Raw genomic sequence first — 26,173 nt, 5'->3', positions numbered from 1 at the left:
GCTCCCGTTCTCACGGCTCCCCCGCCACCATCGGGGAATCGGGCGGCGCGGCACCCGCCACCGCGGCGGACTCGACCGGGCCTCGCTATCCGTTGACGGATGACATGTCGGGATAGCGGGGGCCCGCCACGCCCGCCCCCGCCGCACCCAACCGCTCCGCCTCGGCGGCCGTCAACGTGATGCTGGTGGCTGCGACGTTGTACTCCAGGTAGCGGCGCCGCTTCGTGCCGGGGATCGGCACGACGTCGTCGCCCTGGTGGTGCACCCACGCCAGCGCGAGCTGCGCGGGGGTCACGTTCTTCTCCGCGGCAAGCTTCTCGATCTCGGCGAGCACGGCGAGGTTGGCGTCGAAGTTGTCGCCGTGCATCCGCGGCAGGTGCTGGCGGAAGTCGTCGGCGGCGAAGTCCGCGGCCGAGCGGAAGGTGCCGGTCAGGAAGCCACGCCCGAGCGGGCTGTAGGAGATGAACCCGATGCCGAGTTCCCGCAGGGTCGGCAGGATCTCGGCCTCCGGCTCGCGGGACCAGATCGAGTACTCGGTCTGCAGGGCCGTGATCAGGGCGACGGCGTGGGCACGACGGATGGTGGCCGGTGCCGCCTCCGAGAGCCCGAGGTAGCGCACCTTGCCGGCGCTGACCAACTCGGCCATCGCGCCGATGGTATCCTCGATCGGCGTCTTCGGGTCGACCCGGTGCTGGTAGTACAGGTCGATGTGGTCGACGCCGAGGCGACGCAGGGATGCGTCGCAGGCCGAGCGCACGTACTCCGGACGGCCGTTGATCCCCCGCGCCGTCGGGTCGGCGGGGTCACGGATGATGCCGAACTTGGTGGCCAGCACCACCTCGTCCCGGCGGCCGGCGATCGCCCGCCCCACGAGTTCCTCGTTGCGGTACGGGCCGTACATGTCCGCCGTGTCCAGCAGCGTCACCCCGAGGTCGAGCGCCCGGTGGATGGTGGCGACCGACTCGGCGTCGTCGCCAGCGCCGTAGAACTCCGACATTCCCATGCAGCCCAGACCCTGGACGGAGACCTCCAGGCCCTGGCTTCCTAGTGCGACCCTGCGCATCAGCGGACGACCCTCTCCTGGTAGATGTCCTGATAAATGCTGATTTTGACGTTGATGGCGGTGAGGTTGCGCTGCACCTCGTCGAGGCGCGCCAGGACCCGGCGGCGATGCTCGGTCAGCAGGGCGAGACGCTCCGCCTCGTTCCCCTCCCCGGCGCGCACCAGTTCGGCGTAGCGCGCCATCTCCCGGATCGGCATGCCGGTGAGCCGCAGCTTGGTCAGGAACGTGACCCAGCGGACGTCCTCGACGGTGTAGCGCCGATGGCTCGACGAGGCACGGGCGACCGGGTCCCGCATCAGCCCCGCCCGCTCGTAGTACCGCAGCGTGTGCGCGCTGACTCCGGTGGCCGCGGCGGCCTCGGCGATCGTGAGGGTCCCGGCGGCCTCTGGTGCACCCCCCGGACCGACCGCGAACGGATCAACGGACCGGTCGCATCCATCCGGGCGGACCGCCGGGTCCAACCGCGCGCACCAGCCCTGATCCGGCTCCGCCACCATGGCCGGAGACGGCGTCACGGCCGGAGACGGCGTCACGGCCGGAGACGGCGTCACGGCCGGAGACGGCGTCACGGCCGGAGACGGCGTCACGGCCGGAGACGGCGTCACCGTGAGCGCCTCGATCGTGGCCATACGAAGACGTTAGGACTTGGAGTGCGCACGAAGTCAACGCGGCCCGCGGAAACTCGCTGTTCCGGATTCGCCGAATGCGTCATCGCGAACGGAGCGGGATGCGGCCGGCGGGACGGCATCCCAGCCGGCATCCCCGCCGTCGGGTTATCGCCGGGCACCGACCGGTAGCGGCCTCGTCTTGAGAGATCGCCACGAGCGATCCGGGTAACCGGGGCCTCCCGCCGCGATCCACCGCGCGAGCGTGCGCGGGTCAGGGGTGGAGCCGGTCAGCTCCCTGATCCGGACGCTCAGGGCCAGCAACGCCTCGGGGTGGTCGAGGTAGAGCCGGCGCTCCAGTCCCCCGGCCCGTCTGGCCAGCACCAGGGCCAGCCCCGCGAACGACTCCGCCCGCCCCGGACGGGCCTGCAGCTCCCGGCGGAACTCCTCGGCCGCGCGGCCGAGGTCTCCGCGCACGTAGAGCAGGTCTCCGAGGGTCGCGTTGACGGGCCAGGCCGCCGGATCGAGCCCGGCAGAACCAGCGAGCCCGGCGAACCGGTCGGGCATGGCGAACCGCAGCGAGGTCAGTGCCTGCCGGGCGTGGCGGTGCGGGCTGTACGGCTCGGTCTGGGGGACGAGGCGGGACGACGGCGCTACCGGCCGTCCGCAGGGCCGACCGGCAGCCCAGTCCCGCGCCCATCTCTCGATGTGGTCGCGGTCGGGCCGGCGGTTACGCAGCCGCCAGACGACGGCGACGTCGCGCAGCACGGTGGCGGCTGTGGTAGTGGCCGCGATCGGCAGGTCGGCGGCGATCCAGACGTCGATCCTGGCGCCCATGGCCGAGACGAACCGGCGGCCCGCCTCGGTGAGCCCGGCCGCATCCCGCAGCACGGGCAGCACCGCCGAGACCGCGTCCCGGCACCAGGCGAACTCGTACGCCGCGCCCAGATCCGACCCGGCGCCGTCCCGGGCCCACCGCCCCGCCCAGAAGGCCGCGATCTGGGCGAAGGCGAAGGCGCCGTGCAGCAGCGGGGCGAGTGGCCGGGGGTCGGGCCGCCAGGGAGCGTAGTGCACGGAGCCGTCGTGCGGGCCGACCAGGGGCGCAAGATCGCTCAGCATCTCCAGTCTGGTGTGCGCCGCCTCATGCACGACGGTGATGGCAAGCCACAGCGCGTCGGTCGGCGGGCTGACCATCAGCGCGCCGAGCGCGTCGATCACGGTGACGCCGGTGCCGGGCCGGTCCGGGACCTCACGCAACGGGACCAGCGCCGACAGGACCGCGGCGGCCTCCTCCGCCCGCACCCCGTCGTCGCCCGCGAGCACACTCCAGGCGCCGTCGAGCAGGCGCTGCCACCGGGCCGCCGCCTCGTCGCAGCGCGCGGCGACGGGCAGGGGAAGCGTGTCCGCGGCCCGGAACGGGTCGGTGTCCTCCAGCGTCAGTGCGATTCGGTGACCGTCGACAGTGCTCGACAGCATGCGCGCCGGAGTCCAGCCGTCACCACCGGCCGGTCCCCACCCGGCGCTGCCACGCAGCGTCACCCGCCGGTCGGACACGTGCGCGACGCCCCAACCGCTCGTGGCCCCCGACCCGACGACGCCCATCGTGGGGATCGACACCAGCCCGTCGATGATCCGCACCGGCACCCGGCACGGCATCCGGGCCCGCAGGGCGGCGGCCACCGCGATCCCACCCACATAACCGAGGCGGTCGAGGTCGGGTCCGGCCGACCCCTGCCAGCACCGCCGCAGGCTGCCGGCGAGCCAGGTCCCGATCGTCGGGTGCAGGAGCAGGTCGTGGACGGCGTCGCGGGCCCGCCGCTGAGCGTCCCCGAGCACCCGCAGCGCCTCATCTACGCAGGTGCGCGTCGCGTCGTCGAGGTCGGCGTTCTCAAGGCCGCGCAGCAACGCCCACAGCATCAGCATCCGTTTGCTGATCTGACCCCGCAGCAGCTCGCGCAGCGGTGCGGCACCCGGCGACCCGCCCGCCACGGCCTCGATGTCCCTCGGGGTGATCCGATGCCGGGCGACGGGTGGGGAGACCACCCGACGGGCGGATCCGGTAGGACGGACGAGCCGCCGAGAGGCGTGGGTCATGGCGCCACCCGACGTCATGGCGCCACCCGACGTCATGGCGCCACCCGACGTCATGGCGCCACCCGACGTCATGGCGCCACCGGACGCGGGCCGTCCGCCCGAACAGGCGGCGGCCCCGGGCAGACGCGGCGGCTTCGGGGGGTCGGTGCCGTCCGGCATCTCCCCGAAGGATGTGGTCCTGGGCAGGTAGTCGGTCAGGTCCAGATCCCCGCCCAGGGCCAGAGCTACGTCCCCGGGCAGCGGCCTGCCCGGGTAGCCGATCCAGGCGGCGATCCAGCGCTGCCATTCTCCCGAGGGTGGACCCGCGAGGGAGGCAAGCCGGTCGACGTCGACCTCGCAGAGATCCACCAGACCGGACGGCACGGGCATCAGATCGTGGGCCATGAATGTGGGGCCTCCCCACCAACGGGTACGCGTCGGCGCGACGCGGGGACCTGCTCGACGAAGAATACGCGAGGACATCGACAATGATCCCGTCCATCGACGGGATTCGCCTGGCGTCATCCGGCGCCTTTCAACAGCCGTACGAAGCCGTCAGTCGGCGGACGAGCAGCTGGAAGCGGCGGTCGGCTTCGGACACCCGACGCTGATCCAGGGTGACGCCCATCAGGAACTCGTCACGGCTGAGGCGATGAAAGTACAGCGCACCCTTCTCCACGTCGAGAACGGTGCGGGTCAATCGGCGGTTCAGGACCGATCGCAGCAGACCGTCGAGCAGATCGCTCAGGGCGAGGAACTTGGCGGCGACCTTGACGAGACCCTCCCGGCGGGCCTCCCGGCTCAGACCGACGAAGAATTCGTTGAGGTCGTCGTGGTCCATCAGGTCGGCGGCGCTCACCGTGCCGCCGCGCACCAGGGCCATGTACTGGAGGTCACCGGGCTTCAGGACGCTGACGGCCTGGGCCTGGAACTCCTCCTCCCGCGAGTCCCCGGCGGGTGACCAACGCCGTTTGATCAGCGATGCCCAGGGATTGGCGAACACCGGCGCCGACGGCCTCGGCAACGACACGAATGGATGAGAGCCGGTGTCCGGGCTACCGTCGGCGCGGGTGGGCGACGGAAGGAACGTGCCGTCCCCCCGGTGATAGCCGCCGTAGTTGGGGTCGCCGATCCCCCGGGCCGCCCGGATTTCCGTCGCGGTCCGCGAGAGCGTCAGGTCAGCGGACTCGATGGCGTCCGCGCCGAGGGAGACCCCGACGATGTACTGCCCCTCGTCGACGTCGAAGTAGAGCACCGCCCGGTCCTGCGCGGCGAAGACCGTCCGGATTAGCCGCCCGTTGGCGAGAGCGGCCAGCGAGGTGTTCAGCTCCGTCATCCGGTGGTTTAGCTGCCGGCCGATGATCTCGTAGTCCCGGCGGGCCCGTTCCACCGTGCGTGAACCACGGAAACAGTCGGCCAGCCGCGGATGGTGCAGAAGATCGGCCGACACCGTCGGCAATCCGTGGACGTAGTACTCGAGATACTGGGCACCCGTGACAGCCACCGTCCCGCGGAACTTCTGCCGGATGCCGTTGTATTCGTCGCCGACATGCGGCGCGGTGACGATGCGGGGTTCGACAACATCATCAGGAACAGTCACCATCAGCTCATCCTTCTGCCGCTCCCGGCGGGTGGCGGCCGACGCCGGACCGGAAACCCCGGTCCGGGCGGACCGGCCGCCGGCGGATTGCCACTGTGCACTCGTCGCTCGACCTCATCACGCTACTCAGATGCTGGAGATGTCGATGTCGACTTCTCGATGGCCACGCCCACCGCCGGCCTGCCTGCCGGTGAGGACCGCCAGGTTCTCCCGCATTATCGGGAGGTAGGGATGGCTGCTGTCCAGTGACATTTCGGATTCGCGCAACAGATCCTCGTCCAGCGCCCGGGCCGCCTCGGTCTCGCCGAGGGCCGCCAGGCTCGCGGCGTGGTTCACCCCGGCGGCCAGCGCGAACGGGTGGTGCTGGTAGAGCTCGTCGACCAGCGTGAGGTGGGCCTGCTCGGCCAGTGCGCGGGACTCCGCCAGCCGCCCGTCCGCGCGCAGGTAGATGGACAGATCCGAGCGGCAGATGTTCGTGAACGGATGCTCGGGGCCGTGGAGACGTTCGTACTCCCGCAGGCACGACTCGGCCTCGACGGACGCCCGGTGGTGCTCGCCCAGCGCGTGCAGATGGCCGGCACGGCTCAGCAGGCAGGCCAGGGTGCCCAGGTCGGACGCCCCGTAGATCTCGGTGTAGCGCTCGAGCGTCTCACCGGCGAGGCGGCTCGCCGCGTCCGGGCTGCCCCGCAGGCGCAGGACGACCGCGAGATGCTTGTTGCAGCGCAGGGTCAGGTGCGTCGTCGCCCCCTCGATGCCGGCGAGGTTGGTCGCGGCCTCCCGCAGCAACCGCTCCGCCTGCTCCAGCTCGCCCAGCTCCCGATGGCAGATCCCGGCCCGCGCCTGCAGCCACCAGAACTGCGAGGTGCCCTCGGCCCCCGCCAGGCGTAGCCGCGCCATGGTGTCCAGGCTCAGGTGGAGCGCCTCGCGGGCCCGCCCGTCCAGGAAGGTGGACAGCGCGAGGTTGCTCGCGGCCATGAGGGTGTCGAGGTGGTTGTCGCCGAGCCGGTCGCGGAAACCGACCAGGGTGCTGCTCTCCTCCGCGGCTGCCTCGGCGTACCGGCCGAGCTCCCGGATGTCGATGCCGTAACTCATCGCGGTGATCAATGTGTGGCGATGGAAAATGCCCAGGTGGCGGCGCTGGCGGGCGAGGGTGTCGGTGTTCAGGTCGTACGCCTCCTGGAACCGTCCCAGACCGCGGAGCACCATGGCCAGGTGGGCGGCCATCCGCAGGGTCAGCGGGTCGTCCGCTCCGAACAGGTCGCGCCATCTGCGCAACGCATCCTCGGCGATGCCGCGGCCCAACTCCAGCCGGCCGGACCGCCACATCACATACACCTGGGACACCAGCCACTGCCGAACCTTGGGTGCCGGGCTCTCCATCGCCTCGGAGGCCAGGATCTGACCCTCCAGCATCCGGTAGATCGGCCAGCCCGCGGCGGCCGAGGGCCGCGGAGCGGCCGCGGCGATGTCCGCGAAGATGCCGAGCACCGCCTCGCGGGCGGCGGTCCGCTCGGCGGGCTGCATCCGTTCGACGAGGAGCCGCTGCCAGCGCGCGGCGAGGCGGAACTGACCGTCGGGTACGGTGTCGACTTCGGCCAGCCGGGGCTTGCGGATCTCCGCCCACAGCTCGGGCAGCACGGTCGGGTCGGCGATCGCGTCGTCCCCCACCGCCTCGGCGAGATGGCGCAGCATCACCGGGGATTCCAGCAGGGCGAGCGGCACGCCCTGCGGGGCCAGGAAGGCACACAGTTCCAGCAGCCGGGCCGCCGCCCGCCGGGTCGCGCGGTCGCTGGTGCGCAGGGTCTCGAACGACACCGTCCAGGTTGCCTGCTCGGGTGCGACCCCGGCGAGCTGGGTGAGGTAGGCGTCGACGGCACGATCGTCAACCGGCACTCCCCGCCGGTCCTGGCGAAGCCGCCCGACCGCAGTGCGCAGGCCCGACGGCTGATGCCGTAGCCGCTCGGCGATCGTCGCCAGCCGGTCCTCACCGACCTCGGGCAGCCACCGGCGCAGGAACGCCCGGCTCTCGGCCGGGGTGAACGGGTCCACCCACAACGCGCCGGGTTCACTGTCCCAGGCCGGATCCGCCGAAGTCAGCAGGACATGGCCGTTGCCGGTCGGGACGGGCAACAGCCCGGCCAGCGTCCGCGGGTCGGCGGCGCCGTCGTAGACAAGCAGCCAGCGCGCCGAGGGGTCGCCTTGGCGCAGCGCGTCCAGGGCGACCCGTTCGAGCTGCTCGCTCGGGGAACGCTGCGCGTCCGGGACGTCGCTGCCGGGACGCAGCCGCTCGGCGAGGTCGCGCAGGCCCGCCCGGACCGAGGCGGCGTCACCCGCCGAGATCCAGTGCACGATGTCGTAGTCGGAGTCGAACCGGTGCGCGTACTCGGCCGCGATGGCGCTCTTCCCGACGCCGTCCGGGCCGAGCAGGGGACACAGCCCGCTCGGTCGGCCCCCCGGCAGCAGCCGGTCGCGCAGCTCGTCCAGCACCGCGTGCCGTCCGACGAACGGCTGGGCGAACCTGGCCGGCACCGACCAGAAGCGGGGCCGGCGGGCCGGGTACCGGGGTGCGACCACCCGCAGGTCGTCGAGTCGGGCCCGCGGAACGGGCAGCCCCAGCCCTTCGAGGACCACGACCCCCGCGTCCCGCTCGTTCCGCGCGGGCAGGGAGATGATCTCGGCTCCATGGTAGGCGGAGTCGAGCCGCATCGAACCCACCTCGACGACCACCACCCCCGCCCGCGAGCCGCGCTGGCGGATCCGGGTCTGGATCTGCTCGCGCACCAGGGACTCACCCGGGGTGTCCGGGCCCAGATGCGGTGATCCGATCACGATCAGTGACTCGACGGCGGGGAAGTCGGCGGGGGTCAGCGCCATCGGGGGCAGCGGTCGGATCCGCACCCCGGTGGCTCCCAGCACCGACACCAGCCAGTCCGCCCAGGGCCGGTCCTCGGGCGCCCCAAAGATCGCCACCGACCGCGGAGCGGGCGGTCCGTACTGCTCGAAGTCCCGCAGCACCCGCTCCCGATCCTGTGGCGGGACGGGGCGCGCATCGATCGGGGCGCCGGCAAGCTCTCCGGCGAGCATCCGGTAGGCGGCCTGGACGCCGAGCCGGCTGGCGGGATCCTCCTGGAAGGCCGCCAGGACCTCCTCGTAGGCGTAGACCGCCTTGTAGGGGATCTCCAGGCCGATCAGAAAGCTCCGCTGTGCCTCCGGGTCGGAACCGCACAGGTCGGCCAACACCGGGCGGAAGGCGTGGAACGCCGCGCGGCGGCGCAGTTCCTGCTTGCGCTGCTCGGTGTCCTCGACCCGCATCGGGACGGGCAGCACCCGGATGTCCCGCTTGCTGTTACGGATCTCGCGGGCCACCCCGGCGCCGCCGTCGATGGACTGGTTGTTCAGCGCGAATCCGATGACGACGGTGTCCGGCAGGAGCTGGGTGCAGACGCCGGCCGCGTCCGAGGTGCCGGTCCGGCTGTCGATGAGGACGTAGTCGTAGTCGGCGAACCGCATGCGCTCACGCAGCGCGGCGAAATACGCCCGGCCGTCGGCGTCCTCGAACAGCGTCGACCAGGGCACCGTGGCCACCAGCACCGCGCTCGTGGACGTCTGCCGGCCGGGACCGAGGAAGTCGATCCGTCCGACGCCCGGGAACCCGGGCCACTCGATGGTCTCGATGTTGTGCCGGAAGTCGCCGTGCAGGGCGATGATCTCGCGCACCGCGTCGGCGTCCGGCACGGAGGCCTGCTCCGCGGATGTCGACGGCGGCGCGTCCTGGAGCCGGTCGATCTCCCGGATGAAACCCTGGAGCATCTCGGTGACGCCGTCACTCGAGTCCAGCTCCCTGTTCTGCAGAAACGGGCGGAAATACCGGTGCAGGCCGGGAGACTCCAGATCCCAGTCGACGGTGAGAACCCGCTTACCCGAGGCGGCGAGCAGCCAGGCGACGTTCGCCAGTGCCATCGTGCGCCCCGAACCGCCCTTGTAGGAGTAGAAGGTGATGATCTGCGCCGGCCTGCCGGCGCGCCCGCCCGGCGTGTCGTGACCCGCCGGTTCCGGTGGTTGCCTGGAAAGTTCCGGTGGTTGCTCGGAAAGTTCAGTCATCGTCATCGTCCAGTTCGGCGGCGCCGGCACGACGCAGGATGGGTCGACGGGTGTGCTCGGGATCGGCCATCCGCCATCGACGCTCCCGGCCACCGACTCGGGCCGGAGCCATGGCCGCCGAAGCCATGGCCGCCGGGGTTGGAGCCGCCGGGGTTGGAGCCGTGCGAACCGTCGAGGCCAGGGGGACCAGGGGAGCCGGCGGGATCAGCAGCGTCGCGGAGCTGCCGGCAGACCAGCGGGTGCCCCGGCCCCGACCGGCCGACACCCAGTCCGTCCGCCCCGACCGCTCGACGAACTCCACGTCACGCGTGGACAGTGCCGGCGGCTCGTCGCCGCGGGCACGCACGATCAGTTCACTGACCCGTTCGGTCAACTGCTGGTACCAGACCGAGGCGGAACCGGTCCGGATCAGCTGCAACGCGCCGCTCGCCGTGTAGCCCGCGCCGAAGTCGCCGACAAGCATCCCCGCCTCCGCGATCTGAGCCGGCACGGGTACCGATCGGATGGACCAGGGAACACCGACCAGCGCCGGAGAGCTCCGACCGGTGAAATGGTGGTGCCACCGCAGCCGTTCCCGGAACAGCGACCACTCCAGCAGGCACTGGTGGTCGGTGAAGTAGGCGTCCGAGTACAGCGCCACCATCACCGGCGCCAGGAGCGCATCGGGATTGGAGCGGCCCCCCGTCGCCGGCGAGGACTCCGCCGCGCCGGCCGCCTCGCCAGTGAACACCTCACGATAGCCGAGGCGCTCGTAAACCGCATTCTGTACATCTCCGAAGAAACGTTCGACATAGCTGCTGTCACCGCCGGCGAGCGCGTGATGGACCAGAAAGAACGGTGTCACAGGTCCCCCTCACGCCGTTTTTCGGCGCAGGGCCTCTGCCCTACCATCGCACCCGGGCCTCCCACGTCCACGGCAGCTCGCACAGGTCGGACCACATTCTTCACCGCGGGGATCCGGGTACGGCGGGACGGTCGCGGCGCGCTGCCGCCGGGTGCCGGCCGTGGGGTGTTCGTGCAGCTCATCACGGCTCCGTGCAGCTCACGGCTGATGGTGGAACGGGGAACGGACGAGCTCCGTCACCTCGGCGTCCAACGGCGGCAGCTGGTCGCGAGCGACATCCATGACCCGGTAGGCCAGCAGACTTACATACTCCGCGAAGGCGGCGGGATGGCGCATCAAATCCAGGACCGGAAGGTTGTCATACTGACGACCAAGCTCCATATGCGCGATGTGGAGTTCACGGGCCGCCTCGGGTACCTCGGCGTCCCGCCGCAGCCAGGGCACGGGAATGATCCCGGACGGCGGGTTCCCGCCCGGCTTGGTCGCCCGGCGGATACGTTCCTGAAAAACGCCGAACTCCCGGCCGCACCAGTCGCTCTCAAAGTAGTCGTCACACCACAGCGCGACCAGCACCGGAGCCGTGCGCACCGCGTCGCGCAGCGAGGTCGGCCAGTGCTCCCCGCCGCCCAGCCGGTCGGCGTCGAAGAATCCCGTCGGCCGGATCCGGCGCCGGACCTTGCGGCGCAGCTCCAGCTCGAGCTCCCGATGGAAGATGGCCACGCGATCCCGGTCGTCGCGGTGCGCGTGGCTGGTGAAGAAGTAGTAGGTCGGGGTGCCCGACGGCCCGTGGCTGGGCGGGGGTGAGGAGGGCACTCCAGACAGCAGCGGTGGCCAGGAGGGAAGCTGGTAGGCGGGCACCGGTGATGACATGCCGGGCAGCGCCGAGCCCGCGCCGCTCCAGTGGGATTGCAGCTCGGTCACCAAGCGCCGGAAGTCCACGACGGACCGGTCGTCGCGCGGCGCGACCAGGTCGAGGGCCTGCAGCAAGGCGTCGAGCATGCCGGGATCGGGCTGGCCGACCGCCTCGCTGACCAGCGTGGTCAGGCGGACCGCGACGACCGGGGAGGTCAGCGCGATCGTGCGACCGAGGATCCGTGTCAGCTCGTCGAACCAGTGGTCGAAACCGGCCAGGTCAGCGATGTACTCCACCCGCATCAGGGCCGCGACGAGCTCGTCGACCTCCCGGGGGGGCCAGCCGTGCTTGTTGATCACAGGAATCGATGGTGCCCGCGCCGCGTTGCGCCCTACCGGGTCACGTACCTCGCCTGCGACCATGACGGCGGCCCCGGCCCCGGCTGCGGCCCCGGACGCGGCCCCGGACGCGGCCCCGGCGGGGGTTCCGGAACCACGCATCGCCTGGGCCCGGGACGACTGGTCACCGCCGGCGGCGTCCCGGACGGCCGGCGTCGGCCGCGACGCCGCCATCTCCAGCAGGCGCCGACACAGTTCCGGCGACACGACCGCCTCGCGGATCAGGTACCCGGCGATCTCCGCGAGCAGGGCGGGCCGGTGTCCGACCAACTCCCCCAGCTGGGCGGCGGTGGCCGGGTCGACCATCGGCGCCGCGCTGGTGAGCAGCATGACCGACTCGCGACGACGCAATGGCCCGATGGGCATCGTCCGGTCCCGCCAGGCGCCCACGGCGCGGTCGGCGATGATGATCACATGCGCCTCGCCGTCGGGCAGGAACTCCGCCACCTCGTCCGGACTGCCCACACCCGCGAAGATGACCAACCATCCCGCGGTGGACTCCGGCCCGGCGTCGGCCGCGCCCGGAGGGGGGCCGGGAAGTTCGGTGCGGGCCCGCTCGTAGAGCTCGCCGATCTGCCCGGGGACGGCGGCGGTCGTCGAGCAGTCCACCCACCACGAGACGTCGTAGCGCAGCTTGAACCGATGCTGGTACTCGCCGGCGAGCTCGGTCTCCCCGATGTCGGACTGGTCCCCCTCCGGCACCAGCACCACCCGCCGATGCCGGGTCAGGCCGTCCCAGATGCGTTCCAGCTCGTCGTCGCGACCGGCGAACAGCTCGTTCTCCCGGCGGCTGCGCCACACCGGGGGCGCATCGCCGGGCCGACGACCGGGCCGGGCGTAGGCGTTCATCGCCGGGCTCCCGCCCGTATCCCCGCCAGCAGTCCGTCGACCGCGGTCGGCTCGAACCGGCTCAGATCCAGCTTCGGCAGCGTCCGCAGCGGCTCGGGTAACGGTTCGCGGTCGATGACCGCCCGGATGACCTGATTCTCGAGCGGTCCCGCCAGCCCCAGCCGCTCCCACGCCTCGATCTCGGTCTCGCCGGGGTTCTCCGGGCGGGGCGGCCGGTAGTGCCGCGACAGCAGGGCCACGGTGACATCCGGCCGGCGCGCGGCGATGCGGTCAACCGTCTCGGCCAGCCGCTCACCTCTACTCTGCGCCCATCTGACCTGCACGACCCGGTGGGAGCCGCGGCGCAGCAGGTATTCGAGCCAGTCCGCCCACTCCTGGTCGGCGCCGACGTAGCTGATGGCGACCAGACGGGAGACCTCCGCCAGCGGCGTCTGCGGCGACGGTACGTCAGACGCCACCGGCGGCGTGGTTCGGCGGGAGGTGGTAGTCGGCGTGGGCACGGGGGGTGCCGTCCCGATCGAAGCCGCGCGCCGCGCCTCGTCGCCGTCGCCGTGGGTCCGGAAACCGGCTCTCCCGTTCCCGTTCACGTTCCCGTTCCCGTTCACGGACCCGGCCAGCGGAAGGAAGGGGGGCATCGCTTCCGACGGGTCCCCGGACGAGCCGGGGTGGGAGCCGAAGGCCGCGGCGGCGCGGCGCACCGCGAGGTCGGGCACCGGGTCCAGGGTGATCTGCTGGGCCGCGACGATCCGCGCCGCGAGCATGCGGACGAACCAGTAGTACCCGCCCGCCCCGAGCAGCATCTTGCGCATCATCCAGAGCAGGCCGCGCTGGCGATAGGTGTCGGGGAGTCCCGCGCTCGCGTCCGCGAGATCCCTCGTCGCGACCGCCGGGACGGGATCCTGCGTCGGACGCCACAGCACCCGGAGGAAACCGTCCTCCAGTCTGGTCGCACCGGCCTTGCTGAAATTTTCGATGCGCGAGTGGAAGACCTCCCACTCGCGCCCGCACCAGGCGTCCCTGAAAAAGGGATCGGAACAGAGCGCCACCATCACGCGGGTTCCGCCGGCGCCGGCGGCCAGGGCCAGGTCGGCGTCCATGCCGGGACGCGGACGGGTGTCCAGGATTCCGCCCACCGCGGAGCCGACCTGAACCCGCAGCTCGTACTCGAGATCGGCGTGAAAGCGCTGCACCCAGCGCCGATCCTCATCTGCCGCATAGGAGATGAAGAAGTAGTTCTTCATCGGGTACCCTCAAAAGCCAGCACCATGCGCCCCCGAACCTACCGTCACCCGGCGGACGGTGGCATCAGACGCTATCAGCCGACCGGCGGCATGGCGATGGCCACCCGCCCGGTTTCCTCAATGATCGTTCAACAACGATCGTTCAACACGGACGTGGCGGGTAGGCCGGTCCATCGAGCACGTCCCACGTTCCACGTCCCACGTTCTGTGGACGTCCACCGCCGGCCACCGGATGCCCCGGGCGGACCTCTCTGCTTTCCGTCAGATTTCCGTCAGCGCGTTTTCCCGGCGGCCTCCCTCAGCGCACTTCCCAGTGCTCGGGTTCGAGCCGAAGCCAACGATCAATCTCCGCTCGCCACCAGATCCGGGTCCCGCCCCAGGTGGCGGTGCGATTTACCACCGCGGCCGGGCTCGGCGCGGCCGGATCGATCCGGAGCCGATGGTCGACCGCCTGGCGGGTCAGACCCAGCGCCCGAGCGATGTCACCGGACCCGACAAGCAACGGTAGTCGATCCACGGTTGCCGACGTTAGCCAATTCGGGCCGGCCGATGCCGCCGGTGGCCGCGCTCCGTCCCCGGCCACGATCCTGGAGACTGCGCAACGATGCCGACACCAATCGGTCGGTGACCATTCCTCCCCAGTAGGCTACCGGTCGTCGGACACCCGTCGCCGCTCGCGACCAGCAGGACCGGCCGAGACCGGTCGGGACAGTCTCCTGGATGCACGCACCAGCGACACGCTCATGTGCTTGGGTAGTCACGTATCGCGAACATCGCACCGGCCGGGGCCGCCGGGCCGGAGAACGTCGTGGGATCGGAGAACCGTGGGCATTGACGTCGTCAAGGGTGGAAGCGTCGCGCTCACCGGAGCCACCGACGGCCTGACGCACATCACCGTCGGCCTCGGCTGGGATCCGAATGCTCCCGGATCGGAGGAGTTCGACCTGGACGCGAGCGCCATTGCCCTGCAGGCGGACGGGCGAGCTCCCAACCGCAGCTATTTCATCTACTACAACAACCTCAGTAGTCCGCGCGGCGAGATCGTGCACCGCGGTGACAACCTCACCGGTGAGGGTGCGGGCGACGACGAACAGATCGAGGTGCGTCTCGACCTGCTGTCCAGTGCAATAACGCGCATCGTCTTCCCGGTCAGCATCCATAACGCCGACTATCGACACCAGAGTTTCGGCGACGTGACCGACGCCTATATCCGGGTCGTCAACGCGTCGACCGATGACGAGCTGGTGCGGTACGACCTCACCACCGCCGCCGCGCGGGACACCTCGATGTTGTTCGGTGAGCTCTACCGGGATCAGGACGGCTGGCGCTTCCGGGCGCTCGGCCAGGGTGGGGTCAGCGGCCTGGCTGCGATCGCCCGCAGCTACGGCCTGGACGTCTGACGCGGCCTGGGCACCTCACGTGACCTGGGCACCTCACGTGACCTGGGCACCTGACGCGGCTTGAACGTCTGACACCGCCGGGCGCCGACAGGGGAATGGCGGGCGGCGCGGCCGCTGTCCCCGGCGCCGTGGGTGTACCGGGACGGACCGAACCGGCCTGGAAGATCAGCGTGGGATGGACGTGTGCTTGAACTCGTTCAACTCGGGCCAACCGGTCACCAGGTCGACGATGCGCTCCACCGCACGGATGGAACCCGCCGGGTCGGCACCGAGCGGCGCACGGTTCATCAGCCGGACGAACACGGCCTGATCACCGGCGATCCAGGTCGGCACGCCCCAGACGGTATGCGAGGCGACGTACTGCTCGTGCTCGGCGCGGACCTTGTCGAGAGCGCCATCGTCAACCCGGGCAAGCACCTCGTCGGCGGGCAGCCCCACCCCCGCGAGCGTCTCCTGGATGACCGCCCGGTCCTCCAGGTGACGGCCCTCGTCGTGACGCGCCGCGAACAGCGCCCGGTGGGCGGAGGGGAACAGATCCGGGTATTCGTCGCGGACGACGACGCCGGCCTGCAGGGCGAGGATCCCGGAGTCCTGCTCGGGCTTCTCCCAGACGGTGGGTTGCCCCTCCTCCACGTGCGCCTGCCCCAGCGAGAACGGGAGAAAGGTGACGTTCCAGTCGGCACCGGCCGCGAGACCAGTCAAAACGTGTTCATGTGCGTTGCGGGCGAACGGGCAACGGTAATCCCAGGTGATCGCGAAGGTGACAGAAGTCATGTCGCGGACAACACCGGGGCCGGTCCCGATGTTCCAGCCAGCCCCGGTGTTCCAGCCAGCCCCGGCAGCCTGCTCAGCGGCAGCCTGCTCAGCGGGCACCGCGGCGCCGGCCTGATACCCGAGGCGGCGGAGGCTGCCGCGGCATCGGGTGGGGCGCCCGGCCGGGTGGATCGATCCCGGCCGGGTCCAGGCCCCGCCGCGCGGCGATCAGGCCACGCAGGTAGACCACGGTCGCGATGATCACGGTGATGTCGTCGATCAGGCCGATCGGCCCCAGCGGAATCTCCGGGACGGCGTCCACCGGGGAGATGACGTAGGCGAGGCCCGCCAGGGTCGCCACGAGGCCCCGCAACGGCAGCCGGTACTTCCGGACGGCGACCAGCGCGGCCACGGCCAGCGCCAGGACGATCATGACGAGAGCCCCGAGGGCGACGAGCAGCCCGATTCCGACGCTGTCACTCATCGCTGCCCACCACTCATCGCTGCCCGCTGTCGTTCATCGCTGTCCACTCCCGCAAGATCGGCTGGATCCGTCGGCTCATCGTGTCGTCCTCGAGGGATCGTCACCGATCCCTCGCGATGATCCTCGATCAGGATGCCCACCCGGCGCCATCTCGAACACCGGAACAGCATTTTCATCTGGCGGACACGCCGGTGGCCGCGCCGGTAGGCTTCGCCTTGTGTCCCGGACGGATTCCCCGGTTTCGCCCGGGCGGCTGCTGGCCGTCAGTGACGTGCATGTCGCCTACCCCGAGAACCGGCGGATGGTGGAGGACATCGCACCCGGATCATCCGACGACTGGCTGATCCTCGCCGGTGACGTCGCCGAGACGATCGCCGATATCGAGACGACGCTCAAGCAGCTCAGCGGGCGTTTCGCGAAGGTTGTCTGGGTGCCGGGGAATCACGAGCTGTGGACTCCCAAGCAGGACCCGGTGCAGCTGCGCGGCGAACAACGCTACCGGCATCTCGTGGAGATCGCCCGCGGGCTGGGCGTCGTCACCCCGGAGGACCCTTATCCGGTCTGGGAGGGCGCGGGCGGCCCCGTTGTCGTCGCGCCGTTGTTCGTGCTCTACGACTACACCTTTCGGCCCGCCGAAACGGCGACGAAGGAGGAGGCGCTGGCCCTGGCCCGGGAAAGCGGGATCGTATGCACCGACGAATGGGTGCTGCACCCGGACCCGTATCCCACCATCGACGCCTGGTGCCGGGCCCGGGTCGCGCAGACCCGGGCGCGCCTCGGCGACATCGATCCGACAATGCCAACGGTGCTCGTCAACCACTGGCCACTCGTCCGTCAGCCCACCGCGGTACTGCGGTACCCCACATTCGCGCTGTGGTGCGGCACCACGAGCACGGCCGACTGGCACACGCGGTTCCGGGCCAGCGCTGTCGTCTACGGTCATCTGCACATTCCCCGCACCACCTGGTACGACGACGTCCGCTTTGAGGAGGTCTCGATGGGCTACCCTCGGGAACGCGCGGCGTGGGGCACGCCATGGTCCGGGCTACGGCAGATCCTGCCCTTCCCCGCACCGCCGGCCCGCCGGGACTGAGCGCGATGCCAGGATCGAGTTCCACGCCGGGATCGAGATTGGCGCCGGGGGCAGGCTCGGCGCCGCCGGGGGCGCCGGCTTCGACGTCAGGGACGGCTACCGGAGTAACGGGTACCGGAGTAAAGAGGGTGGATCCGCGCCTGCTCGCGAGCCTGCTGCCCGCCGCGGCCGTCGCCGTCGAGGCGTTTGAGGACGATCCCTCGGCTGTGCTATTCCCCGAGGAGGCTGCGCTGCTGAGCCGCGCGGTCGACAAGAGGCGCCGCGAGTTCACCACCGCCCGGGTATGCGCGCATCGCGCGCTGGAGGGGCTCGGACTTCCGGCGGCGCCGATCCTGCCCGGTTCCCGCGGCGCACCCGGCTGGCCGGACGGAGTGGTGGGAAGCATCACCCACTGCGCCGGCTACCGGGCGGCCGCGGTGGCCCGGGCGGCGGAGGTCCACACCATCGGCATCGACGCCGAGCCGAACGAGCCCACACCCGGCGGGGTGCTGAAGGAGATCACCGTTCCCGCCGAGGCGGGCTGGCTCGCGGCCCTCACCCGCACCCGCCCGGCCGTCTGCTGGGACCGGCTGCTGTTCAGCGCCAAGGAGTCTGTCTACAAGGCGTGGTACCCGTTGGCGGAACGTTGGCTCGGCTTCGGGGACGCCGCCCTCGTGATCCACCCGGGCACCGCACCTATGGGCCCGCCGGCACCGAGCCCGGCCGCCCGGGGCACCTTCACCGCGAAACTCCTGGTGGCGGGACCACGGCTGGCCGGCGGTGAGCTGACCGGCTTCGGCGGTCGTTGGCTCTCGGCCCGCGGCCTGCTGGTCACCGCGATCACCGTGCCGCACCTGGACGGCATCCCCATGACGACGGCATCCCCCCAGACGCATCCTGCCTATCCAGAGGGATAAATCGGACACGAAAGGCTCTGGAAAGACAAGGAACCGAATCCTGGTCAACGGCCGCCGCACGGACCCACCGGACGCGACGCTAGGCAGGGTCGTCCACGTCCACGACGATCTCCCCGCCCAGCACGAAGCCTCCGGACAGACGCAGGTCGTCACCGCTCCAGAACGGAAACGGCGTGCCCAGACCTCCACCGCCGCACGCAGGTCGTGCAACTGCACGCCGCGCTGATGCGTGCCCGCCCAGACGTCCGGCAACGATTTCCCAGCTCGGCGTGCCACATCAGCGGCGGAAGATCGTCAACGACCACCGCCATGCCGACATGGTTCACCGGGCTGTTGGTCGTCGTCTGGATCGCCCGGTCCGCCGCCGTGCGGCCGCGGAACAGCCACAGGTCGCCGGTCCGCCTCAGTTCCAGGGCATCGGCCAGGCTGATCCGCGAATCAGGCATGCCGGTAGCATGCCGCAGCCGACGCCCCGCAAGCCGACGCTGATGGTTCGACTCCCACCTGACCGGGCTGGGGCTCGGGCTGGAGGCGAGCCGGGTCCGGTCGGAGCGTTCACGGCCCGTTCTGGAGGTCACGGACGGTGCAGCGGAGACCCGGAACGCGGTCGAGTTTCCGGTTGGCCGTGACAAGGTCGGCGTTCAGGGTTTCCGCGAGCGCGATGTAGGCGGCATCGTAGGGCCACATGTTGTGGCGTAGTTCCCAGATCCGGGGGAGGAGCGGGGCGTGGCCATAGCGTCGCAGGTTCATGCGACCAAGCAGTTCCAGGGCACGTGATGCTTCGCCCTCGGGCAGCTTCCCACCGCGGGCGAGGCCGCGCAGCGTCGAGGCGCATTCCAGGTCGACCGCGTGCGGCGCGGCGATCCGCTCCCGGGTGGCCAGGGCACGGACCACGTCGGCGACGTCATCCGTGCCGACCAGAAACTCCACCAGCGCGGAGGTGTCCAGGACGATCATCCACGGTCCGCGCGCATCCGCGCTATCGCGTCCACGACGTCGGTCGCGGTCACCGTGCCGCGGGAGGCGATCGATCGGGCCTGGTCCGCGGCTTCCTCGGCCGTGAGCGTCGCCGCCTCGCCCTCCAGCAGCTGCAGCACATACTGCTGCAATGACCGGCCCGCGCGCGCGGCACGGACCTTGAGGATGGTGAGGGTCTCCTCCGGCACCTCGCGGACATGAATCGTCGCCATGCAAGCATTTTAGTCCCACCGCAAGCGCCATGCCATCAGCGCAGCGGGACGGTGTTGAGCGCCCGGTGCAGGCTGCCGAACTGCTTGTGATGTTCGTCAAACGGCACCGCGACGGTCTGGATCCCGAACCGCGACAGCACCGGTTCGGTCCAGGGCGCACTCGCCGTGGATACCAGGGCGGCCGGCTCCGACCGGAGGACCGATTCCGGCGGCGCGAAGGCCGGTAGGAAGAACACCCCCGCGGCGAAGGCCGCGACCATGTCCGGTGCCAGCGGACAGACGGCGAGATTGATCGTTCGCAGGGCGTCGACCAGCGTCGTCTCCCGGCCGGCGACGCCGTCGCGTTCCACCACCGCCGGGGCGTGCAGCCGATCGGCGGCGACGAGGGCGATCCCCGGGCCGAGGCCGAGCCAGGAGTTCAGATGGGGCTGGCCGTCACGCCGCAGCTCGTCGCGGACCCGCACCACGTGACCGAAGCTGGCCAGCAGATGCGGACGCAACAGCCCCCAGACCGCCGGGCTGGTCCGCCAACCGGTGCCGAGGACGGCCACATCGCCGCAGCTCACCAGATCCCCGCCTTCCAGGAACAGCGGCTCCGGGACGCGGACCTCGGCCGATCGGCCCCGCAACCCGCGCAGCACGGCCGCCATGACGACCGTCTCGCGGGCCCGGTCCCGGCGCCGCAACCGGCCGACCGCGACCGCTTCACCGAGATCGACATAATGATCACGAGGAAACATCAACCCGGCCAGGGGACGCAGAGCGTAGCTCTCGTCCGCCTGGTCGGGGCCGATCACGCCGCGGGCGGCGCCGGGGTCGAGCAGCAGCCGCGGCTGGCGCAGCACCACCGGCACCAGCGCCGGCGCCGACCAGTCGTGGAGCGCCTCGCGGGCGGCGGCCATTCGCAGGTCGTCCTCAGCGCTGACCGCGCGGACGGCGAGCTCGATCAGGACCTCCCGGGGCAGCGCCGCGAGGATCTCGGACGGGGCACAGGGACGGGCCCCGAGGTCGGCGAGCGCCGCTCGCACCGCGGCGGACTCGGCCGCGGCCCGGACCGGGTCGTAGGACGGACGGGGTGCCAGGAACACCGACGTCTCGGCCGGCTGCACCACCGTCGGATTCTGGATGAGAACCGTCGACCCGGTCATCCGGTAACCCCGGTCATCCGGTGACCAGGTCGCGACCGCGCCGGCCCGGCACCCCCGACACCGGCACCCCCGACACCGGCACCCCCGACACCATCACCCCCGCCGCGACGGCGGCACCCGCCACGGCGCGCCCTCGGCCCCCATCGGCCAACGAGGAGAAAGGCACGGAAAAGCGGAACACGGCCGCGGGGAGAGCGTGGAAGCAGCAGCCGTAGACAGATCGACGGCGATGTCCGTACTCACCCGCCGGACGCCGACCCACAGGCCAAGAATCATCTATCCGATTTCTCGCTGGCGCGTTCCACCTCGGCATTATGCGACCAGGACGCGGAGCCCGGGATAGCGCGGGTACGCGACGTGCCGATCGGGCAGGCGTTTACGTGTTCATAATCAGGGTGAGCGACGGCGGCAACGGAATTAGATCCGCATGACAGCCGCGCCGAACGGAGCCCCTGCCGCCGCCACGCGCACCAGCCCGGCGGCGCGTGCCGCCGTGGCCTCGGCATCCATCGGGGTCGGGCCGACCGCCAACACCTCGCCGATGCGGTCGCCCGACGAGCGCAGCGGCGGGATGGACGTGCCCGGGGTGACCGCCAGCGCCACCCGCCGCACCCCGGGCACCGCCCGCGCGACCTCGACGCCGTCGACCGCGTCGACCCGACCGGGTGAGGCACTCAGGAAGCGGATCGCCGCAGCGGCGCTCGCCACCGCGGCCGGCGCGGGCCGCCCCCCGGAAAGAATCTCCAGGTAGTCCGCGGCCAGCGAGGTTCCGTAGGCCAAGTCGATGAGTTCGACCAGACTGTCACCGGGGATCCGCCCGGCGCACTCGATGAGCACCGGGTCGTCCGGGCAGCGGGCGGTCAGCATCCATTCGGCGTGCAGGATGCCGTCCCCGAAGCCGATCGCCGCGATGAGACGCGTCAACGCGCGGCTCAGCACGGCGGTCCTGGCCGCGGGTCCGGGGGCCGGCACGACGTGCCCGGTCTCGACCGGGTGCCGCCCGGGCAGCACCCGCTTCGCCGTCACGTTGACGAAGCTCGGCACGCCGTCGCGCACCAGCGCCTCCACGCTGAACTCCGCGCCGACCATCCGGCTCTCCACCAGGTAGCGCCAGTGCAACGGGCGGTTGGGAAGCGCGCCGTCGTCGAGGGCGGCGACCGTCGCCGACCAGATGGCCGCCAGGTCGAGCGGCCCGTCCTCCACCGCGTCGAGGATCTGCACGCCGAGACTGCCGTGCCGGTTGGCGGGTTTGAGCACCACCGGGCTCTCCACCCCGAAGGCCGCGAGGTCATCCGGGCCGAAGACCTCCCGCCAGCGCGGGGTCGCGATGCCCGCCGCCGTCGCCGCCCGGCGCAGTTCGATCTTGTCCGACAGGCATCGGGCGGCCCCGACTCCCGCGCCCGGCAGGCCCAGTGCGGCCGCGGCCAAGGCCGCGGCGGGGACGCTGTACTCCAGGGCCGGGACGACGGCGGTGAAGGGTCCCCCGGTGGCCGCCGCTGCGAGCACGACGGGGAGGAAGTCCTCGCTCTGGTGGTAGGCCGCCGGGAGCAGGGCCGCCACGCAGGGCAGCTTCTCGACAGCCGGCCGCACTCGCCGCCGGTCGATCAGATCCGGGTCCTCGACGAGGGTGACACTGCCCGGCGGCAGCGCCGAACCCAGCTGGTTGAGCAACGCCTGCCCGAATCCGATCACCAGGACACGCACGGGACGGTCTCCTCTCTTGGCATCCTCCCGCCCTCAAGGACGGAGCCTGCGCGCTACGTTTCCCGGTCACGTCGTCAGGCCTCGACCAGACCGCGGCCGCGGAACCCGGCGGCCGGCTGCCTCCACACGATCCTCGACGTCGAAGGGAAGGACATAGAAGGGAAGGACATCGGGGGAAAGAACGGACGCCGCATCGGCCGGTGACTCCGCGGGCGCGCCCGGTACCACTGCGGAGCCCCGGAGGAATGTGACATAAAAAGGAACCGCGACTTTGACCACGGCCACTCTGAACAATAATGGAAAAAATATCGTATAAATTTCTGAGATTTTCGGTAGGTCCGCCCCGGATCACTCATCCGGGGTTCGATCCGATAGCCCGGTGAAATTCGGAGTGGAACATTCGCCGTCCACCATTGAGATCCGTCAGGAGACGTTCCATCAGCATCACTCGGACGATGCTAACAGCCGCACACGACGGACGAGGCGGCAACCACGGAGCACCGGAAATGGTTACCCCTACTTAACATAGCGATCATGCGGCGGAGGGCGCCGTCGGGAGACCGGCCCACCAGGCTCGGGGCCGGTCGACTCCCCGGATCGGGACGCGCGGACTCCCGGCCCCCGCGGACTCCGGAAGACCGGAAGCAGCAGCACGACGTCACGAATCGTTACGAATCGCCATGAGTCGTCACGTGTCATCACGCGACGAACTCGCCGACCAACCAGACGAGCACCATCGCGACGCCGGCGGCGAGCTCCACGACCACACCGACCCCGAAGGCGACGATCGCGGCCCAGGTCGTGCGGCCCGCCGCTCGCGCATCCCCCAACCGCACCAGCTCGGCCAGGTAGATCCCGACCACTCCACCGATCAGGAGCCCGACGACCGGCACTACAAAGAAGCCGATGATCGCGCACACCGCGCCGATGGCCAGGCTGGGCCACGGCACCCCCCGACCGGCCGTAGCCCGAGCCGGCAGGACGTACTTGGTGAGCGCCCCGATCACGAACAGCGCGGTCATGAGCGCCAGCACGATCCAGCGACCGACTCCCCCACCGTCCGCGATCACCCACCACAGACCCGCGCCCCAGACCAGGACGAGGCCCGGCAGTACCGGGAGGACGACGCCGACCAGGCCGACGGCCATCACCAGAGCGACAACTAGCAGCCCACCGGTACTTATGGCGCGACCTCCTTCACCGGCATCTCCCGATCTCCCGCGACGGTAGTGTTGCTCCCCACCGCCGCGGCAGCACTGTTCCCCGCCATATTGTTCTCCGCCATGCGTCGACCCACCTCGGCGAAGGCGGTGCGCAACTCGGCGGGGGCGAGCACCACGACCCCGTCCGCCAGGACACACAGTTGGCTGAGCGCCACCTGGAGCCCCTCCGTCGCGAGCTCCACCTCCCGCCAGCCGTCGGCGTCAGTCGGGCCCGCCGCACGGCCTGCAGATGCAGGAGCAACGCGGTGAGCCGGCTCGATCGCACGTCTGGGAAGCCTAGCCGTGAACCAGGACAGCAGATGGCAGAGTTTTCATGTCACGATGGCGCGGTGACGACATCCTGGCGCGACTTCGAGGCCGCGCAACCCGCCCTCGCCAAGACCGCGCGCACCCGGTTCGCGGCATTCCGCCATCACATCCTGGCTACCGTGCGTGCCGACGGCTCCCCGCGCACGAGCGGAATCGAGACGAACTTCCGGTTCGGGGAGCTGTGGCTCGGGAGCATGCCGGATGCGCGCAAGTCCCGGGACCTGCGTCGCGACCCCCGCTTCGCCCTGGCCGCCAATCCCGGGCCGGGCCAGGACCTGGCCGGCGGCGACATCCGCGTCTCCGGGCGGGCCCGGTGGATCAACGATGAGGAGGTCCTGGCCTCCTTCGCCACCGAGGTCGGCCCGCCGACGCCGTTCGACCTCTTCCGCGTCGAGCTCACCGAGGTGGTCCGCACGAGCGTCGACGAGCCGGCCGGGGAGATCGTGCTGGAAAGCTGGCGACCGGGCTATCGAGGGGTGCGGGTGCAGCGCCGTGGCAACGGGCCGGTGCGCGAAACCTGGGCCGAGGAGTAGACCATCACGAGCCGCGGGACGGCGTCAACATCGTTGACTATCATGATGCCATCGACGATGAGACCAACGATCCCAAGGCGCCCCGGTCCGACGACGAGAGCCCAGGCTCCGAGGACACCCGGGAGGGTGACGCCGGCACGCACGATCCCGGCACCGACGATGACGAGCCAGAAGGCATCGGAACCGCCGACGCGGACACCGGTAGGCGGCGAGGTCGGCGGGTCGGGTCCCGGCGGACCCCACGGGGCACGCTGTCCCGGGAGGTGCTGCTGGCGGCAGCGATGGAGGTCGTGGACACGCACGGCGCGGGCGCGTTCAGCATGCGGGCCCTCGGCGCGTTCCTCGACGTGGATCCCACGGCGATGTACCGACATTTCGCGACGAAGAACGCGCTGCTCGACGCGCTGACGGACACGGTGATCCGCGGGGTGGAGGAGCTGCCGGAGACCGACGACCCCCGCCGGGACATCCGGGAAAACTTCCGTCAGCTCCGACGCTCCCTGCTGGCGCATCCGACCCTGGCGCCGCTGGTGCTGCGCCGCCCGCCCGGGGTGGGCGCCTACTGGGAGCGGGCTGATCACGCGGTCGCCCAGCTTCACCGCGCAGGCATGGATCCGGCCGACGCCGCCAACGTCTACCAGACGCTGCTCTTCTACACCCTCGGCCACACCCTCAGCGAGGCCCGCCAGCTCGCCCGGGCCGTGGAACGGGAGGGGGCCGGCGCCCGCGGCGGCCCGGTCGCGGCGGTACGCCCGCCGGCCGAACACCACCCGGATCTCTCCGATGCGGCACCCCATCTACGGGAGGAGAACGAGGCCCAGTTCCTCGCGGGCCTCGACCTCATCCTGCGCGATCTCCCCCGTTGACATCCTCTTCGCCCGAAGGGCGGAGATTCCCGCCGTCACGCGGGCGCTCACCGGCGGGGGCCGACCGGCGCGGGGCCGGGCTGTCATGCGCTGAGCTGGAGGCGTGGCCCGGCGAACGTCGCCATGATCTCATCAAAGGTTGCCTCCGGCCGGTAGCCGGCACCCGGCGCTTTTTCACCTCGCCGCCGGAGCGCGTCAAACTGCAAGGTCCACAGTTCGCTCTCCGTCGCCGGAAGCGCGACGACGACCGCATCGTCCTCGTCGTCCATCTGCCCGGTCAGCCAGGAGATCTGGTCCGACGGCAGCGCACAGACATACACCACCTCGCCCGCGGCGTTCGCCCGCACGGCGCGCAGTTGTTCCGCCTGACTGTCCATGCCCAAGGCCGCGCCCAGACGCTCGGCGACCAGCTGCCGTTCCCAGGCGTCGGCATCCTGCGCGATCCGGACGATGACACCGCGCACCTCCAGCTCAAGGTGGATCCGGAGGTTGACGTCGGGGTCCCCGTCGAAGTACCAGGCGATCAGGTCCGGCAACGCGGCACGCATCTCCTCGGCGGTCGTCTCGGCGGCCACCAGACCAGGACACTGCGGCGACCAGGCCGACCAGCAGGGGCCGTCCCGGCGAACCAGCACCGATACCACCTTAGACACTATCGATCACCTCCAAACGCCTCCTCGACCGTCAGCCCCACCTGCTTGACCAGTATCTGCCGGACGACCCCCGGCCCGATGGTGATCCGGTCATGAAAAGCAAGACGAAGTCGTGGACGTCCGTCCGCCTCCAGCCATCGGTGAGCTGAATCGTCCTGTTTTGTCACTCGATATCCCAATCGTCCAGGCACTCGCAGAAGCTGACGTGCCTTCAACGAGGGAAACTCCCCGGTCACGGAGAGCCGGCGGCCAGGAATGAAACCAGAAGAATCGCACGGATGGTCGTGCGGGCGG

At 70.8% G+C, this 26,173-nt stretch carries 23 protein-coding genes and 1 pseudogene; 5 read left to right on the top strand and 19 right to left on the bottom strand.

Annotated elements, in window-relative coordinates; genetic code table 11:
- Positions 1-85: 85 nt before the first annotated feature.
- The 9 genes from FRANCCI3_RS07615 to FRANCCI3_RS07575 form a co-directional block, all read right to left on the bottom strand.
- A complete protein-coding gene (locus tag FRANCCI3_RS07615; protein WP_011435956.1) occupies positions 86-1,063 on the bottom strand; it encodes an aldo/keto reductase in 978 nt (325 codons plus the stop codon).
- The gene (locus FRANCCI3_RS07610; protein WP_237704567.1) at positions 1,063-1,692 is read right to left on the bottom strand and encodes a MerR family transcriptional regulator; all 630 of its coding nucleotides are present in this window, start codon (positions 1,690-1,692) and stop codon (positions 1,063-1,065) included. The genes FRANCCI3_RS07615 and FRANCCI3_RS07610 overlap by 1 nt, the downstream gene beginning before the upstream one ends.
- Before the next feature lie 144 nt (positions 1,693-1,836).
- Entirely contained in the window at positions 1,837-4,131 is a 2,295-nt protein-coding gene (locus FRANCCI3_RS07605; RefSeq protein WP_237704566.1) for an HEXXH motif domain-containing protein, read from the bottom strand.
- A gap of 145 nt (positions 4,132-4,276) precedes the next feature.
- A complete protein-coding gene (locus FRANCCI3_RS07600) occupies positions 4,277-5,344 on the bottom strand; it encodes a hypothetical protein (RefSeq protein WP_011435953.1) in 1,068 nt (355 codons plus the stop codon).
- 123 nt (positions 5,345-5,467) lie between these two features.
- Entirely contained in the window at positions 5,468-9,442 is a 3,975-nt protein-coding gene (gene fxsT / locus FRANCCI3_RS07595) for an FxSxx-COOH system tetratricopeptide repeat protein (RefSeq protein ID WP_023840489.1), read from the bottom strand.
- Positions 9,435-10,286 carry a hypothetical protein gene (locus FRANCCI3_RS07590; RefSeq protein ID WP_011435951.1) on the bottom strand — a complete coding sequence of 284 codons (852 nt, stop codon included), beginning with the start codon at positions 10,284-10,286 and terminating at the stop codon, positions 9,435-9,437. Before FRANCCI3_RS07590 ends, fxsT begins: the two co-directional genes overlap by 8 nt.
- Positions 10,287-10,484: 198 nt before the next feature.
- Positions 10,485-12,386 (bottom strand): toll/interleukin-1 receptor domain-containing protein, encoded by a 1,902-nt coding sequence (locus FRANCCI3_RS07585; RefSeq protein WP_011435950.1) that lies wholly within the window; start codon positions 12,384-12,386, stop codon positions 10,485-10,487.
- A complete protein-coding gene (locus FRANCCI3_RS07580; protein WP_011435949.1) occupies positions 12,383-13,627 on the bottom strand; it encodes a toll/interleukin-1 receptor domain-containing protein in 1,245 nt (414 codons plus the stop codon). Before FRANCCI3_RS07580 ends, FRANCCI3_RS07585 begins: the two co-directional genes overlap by 4 nt.
- Positions 13,628-13,925: 298 nt before the next feature.
- The gene (locus FRANCCI3_RS07575) at positions 13,926-14,129 is read right to left on the bottom strand and encodes a hypothetical protein (RefSeq protein ID WP_369807828.1); all 204 of its coding nucleotides are present in this window, start codon (positions 14,127-14,129) and stop codon (positions 13,926-13,928) included.
- A 322-nt stretch (positions 14,130-14,451) separates the two neighbouring features.
- Here FRANCCI3_RS07575 and FRANCCI3_RS07570 point away from each other — a divergent pair, with 322 nt between their 5' ends.
- Positions 14,452-15,027 (top strand): TerD family protein, encoded by a 576-nt coding sequence (locus FRANCCI3_RS07570; RefSeq protein WP_023840490.1) that lies wholly within the window; start codon positions 14,452-14,454, stop codon positions 15,025-15,027.
- Between the two features lie 165 nt (positions 15,028-15,192).
- Here the strand turns inward: FRANCCI3_RS07570 and FRANCCI3_RS07565 are convergent, their stop codons facing one another.
- Together FRANCCI3_RS07565 and FRANCCI3_RS07560 are read right to left on the bottom strand one after the other, a co-directional pair.
- Positions 15,193-15,900: a DsbA family protein gene (locus tag FRANCCI3_RS07565; protein ID WP_237704565.1), complete on the bottom strand. Its 708-nt coding sequence runs from the start codon at positions 15,898-15,900 to the stop codon at positions 15,193-15,195.
- Positions 15,890-16,264 (bottom strand): YkvA family protein, encoded by a 375-nt coding sequence (locus FRANCCI3_RS07560; protein WP_011435945.1) that lies wholly within the window; start codon positions 16,262-16,264, stop codon positions 15,890-15,892. The genes FRANCCI3_RS07565 and FRANCCI3_RS07560 overlap by 11 nt, the downstream gene beginning before the upstream one ends.
- A gap of 217 nt (positions 16,265-16,481) precedes the next feature.
- Between FRANCCI3_RS07560 and FRANCCI3_RS07555 the strand changes: the two genes are divergently transcribed.
- Both FRANCCI3_RS07555 and FRANCCI3_RS07550 read left to right on the top strand, forming a co-directional pair.
- Entirely contained in the window at positions 16,482-17,357 is an 876-nt protein-coding gene (locus FRANCCI3_RS07555) for a metallophosphoesterase family protein (RefSeq protein ID WP_011435944.1), read from the top strand.
- A gap of 140 nt (positions 17,358-17,497) precedes the next feature.
- On the top strand, positions 17,498-18,253 hold the full coding sequence (locus tag FRANCCI3_RS07550; RefSeq protein ID WP_049761059.1) for a 4'-phosphopantetheinyl transferase family protein: 756 nt from the start codon (positions 17,498-17,500) through the stop codon (positions 18,251-18,253).
- A 165-nt stretch (positions 18,254-18,418) separates the two neighbouring features.
- Here the strand turns inward: FRANCCI3_RS07550 and FRANCCI3_RS07545 are convergent.
- The 7 genes and pseudogenes from FRANCCI3_RS07545 to FRANCCI3_RS24265 form a co-directional block, all read right to left on the bottom strand.
- Positions 18,419-18,699: pseudogene (locus FRANCCI3_RS07545) on the bottom strand (hypothetical protein); the annotation flags it as partial.
- A 109-nt stretch (positions 18,700-18,808) separates the two neighbouring features.
- Entirely contained in the window at positions 18,809-19,210 is a 402-nt protein-coding gene (locus FRANCCI3_RS07540) for a type II toxin-antitoxin system VapC family toxin (RefSeq protein ID WP_011435941.1), read from the bottom strand.
- A complete protein-coding gene (locus FRANCCI3_RS07535) occupies positions 19,207-19,443 on the bottom strand; it encodes a FitA-like ribbon-helix-helix domain-containing protein (protein WP_011435940.1) in 237 nt (78 codons plus the stop codon). The genes FRANCCI3_RS07540 and FRANCCI3_RS07535 overlap by 4 nt, the downstream gene beginning before the upstream one ends.
- Positions 19,444-19,478: 35 nt before the next feature.
- Positions 19,479-20,591 (bottom strand): arginine deiminase family protein, encoded by a 1,113-nt coding sequence (locus FRANCCI3_RS07530; RefSeq protein WP_011435939.1) that lies wholly within the window; start codon positions 20,589-20,591, stop codon positions 19,479-19,481.
- A 417-nt stretch (positions 20,592-21,008) separates the two neighbouring features.
- Complete coding sequence (locus FRANCCI3_RS07525; RefSeq protein ID WP_011435937.1) at positions 21,009-22,295, bottom strand: ATP-grasp domain-containing protein; 1,287 nt, start codon at positions 22,293-22,295, stop codon at positions 21,009-21,011.
- 698 nt (positions 22,296-22,993) lie between these two features.
- Positions 22,994-23,443, bottom strand: coding sequence for a DUF456 domain-containing protein (locus FRANCCI3_RS07520; protein WP_023840495.1), 450 nt, complete (start codon positions 23,441-23,443; stop codon positions 22,994-22,996).
- Positions 23,444-23,475: 32 nt separating this feature from the next.
- On the bottom strand, positions 23,476-23,778 hold the full coding sequence (locus FRANCCI3_RS24265; RefSeq protein ID WP_232234949.1) for a WYL domain-containing protein: 303 nt from the start codon (positions 23,776-23,778) through the stop codon (positions 23,476-23,478).
- A 39-nt stretch (positions 23,779-23,817) separates the two neighbouring features.
- On the opposite strand from FRANCCI3_RS24265, the gene FRANCCI3_RS07515 reads away from it, so the two are divergent.
- A complete protein-coding gene (locus FRANCCI3_RS07515; RefSeq protein WP_011435935.1) occupies positions 23,818-24,360 on the top strand; it encodes a pyridoxamine 5'-phosphate oxidase family protein in 543 nt (180 codons plus the stop codon).
- Between the two features lie 263 nt (positions 24,361-24,623).
- Positions 24,624-25,226, top strand: coding sequence for a TetR/AcrR family transcriptional regulator (locus FRANCCI3_RS07505; RefSeq protein ID WP_011435934.1), 603 nt, complete (start codon positions 24,624-24,626; stop codon positions 25,224-25,226).
- Positions 25,227-25,309: 83 nt separating this feature from the next.
- On the opposite strand, the gene FRANCCI3_RS07500 is transcribed toward FRANCCI3_RS07505, so the two are convergent.
- On the bottom strand, positions 25,310-25,879 hold the full coding sequence (locus tag FRANCCI3_RS07500) for a hypothetical protein (protein WP_023840499.1): 570 nt from the start codon (positions 25,877-25,879) through the stop codon (positions 25,310-25,312).
- Positions 25,880-26,173: the final 294 nt, after the last annotated feature.

Origin of the sequence: Frankia casuarinae, from assembly GCF_000013345.1 — a bacterium.
Taxonomy (GTDB): Bacteria; Actinomycetota; Actinomycetes; order Frankiales; family Frankiaceae; genus Frankia; species Frankia casuarinae.
Note: the sequence above shows the minus strand (reverse complement) of the source record. Positions and strands in the feature narration are given on the sequence as shown.

Coding starts and splice junctions, on each gene's coding strand:
- FRANCCI3_RS07535 (WP_011435940.1), bottom strand. CDS start 19,443: ATGGCGACGATTCATGTCCGCGAGGTGCCGGAGGAGACCCTCACCATC.
- FRANCCI3_RS07605 (WP_237704566.1), bottom strand. CDS start 4,131: ATGCCCGTGCCGTCCGGTCTGGTGGATCTCTGCGAGGTCGACGTCGAC.
- FRANCCI3_RS07560 (WP_011435945.1), bottom strand. CDS start 16,264: ATGAGTGACAGCGTCGGAATCGGGCTGCTCGTCGCCCTCGGGGCTCTC.
- FRANCCI3_RS07520 (WP_023840495.1), bottom strand. CDS start 23,443: ATGGCCGTCGGCCTGGTCGGCGTCGTCCTCCCGGTACTGCCGGGCCTC.
- FRANCCI3_RS07585 (WP_011435950.1), bottom strand. CDS start 12,386: ATGAACGCCTACGCCCGGCCCGGTCGTCGGCCCGGCGATGCGCCCCCG.
- FRANCCI3_RS07530 (WP_011435939.1), bottom strand. CDS start 20,591: ATGACCGGGTCGACGGTTCTCATCCAGAATCCGACGGTGGTGCAGCCG.
- FRANCCI3_RS07580 (WP_011435949.1), bottom strand. CDS start 13,627: ATGAAGAACTACTTCTTCATCTCCTATGCGGCAGATGAGGATCGGCGC.
- FRANCCI3_RS07600 (WP_011435953.1), bottom strand. CDS start 5,344: ATGGTGACTGTTCCTGATGATGTTGTCGAACCCCGCATCGTCACCGCG.
- FRANCCI3_RS07610 (WP_237704567.1), bottom strand. CDS start 1,692: ATGGCCACGATCGAGGCGCTCACGGTGACGCCGTCTCCGGCCGTGACG.
- FRANCCI3_RS07515 (WP_011435935.1), top strand. CDS start 23,818: ATGGCAGAGTTTTCATGTCACGATGGCGCGGTGACGACATCCTGGCGC.
- FRANCCI3_RS07540 (WP_011435941.1), bottom strand. CDS start 19,210: ATGATCGTCCTGGACACCTCCGCGCTGGTGGAGTTTCTGGTCGGCACG.
- fxsT (WP_023840489.1), bottom strand. CDS start 9,442: ATGACTGAACTTTCCGAGCAACCACCGGAACTTTCCAGGCAACCACCG.
- FRANCCI3_RS07615 (WP_011435956.1), bottom strand. CDS start 1,063: ATGCGCAGGGTCGCACTAGGAAGCCAGGGCCTGGAGGTCTCCGTCCAG.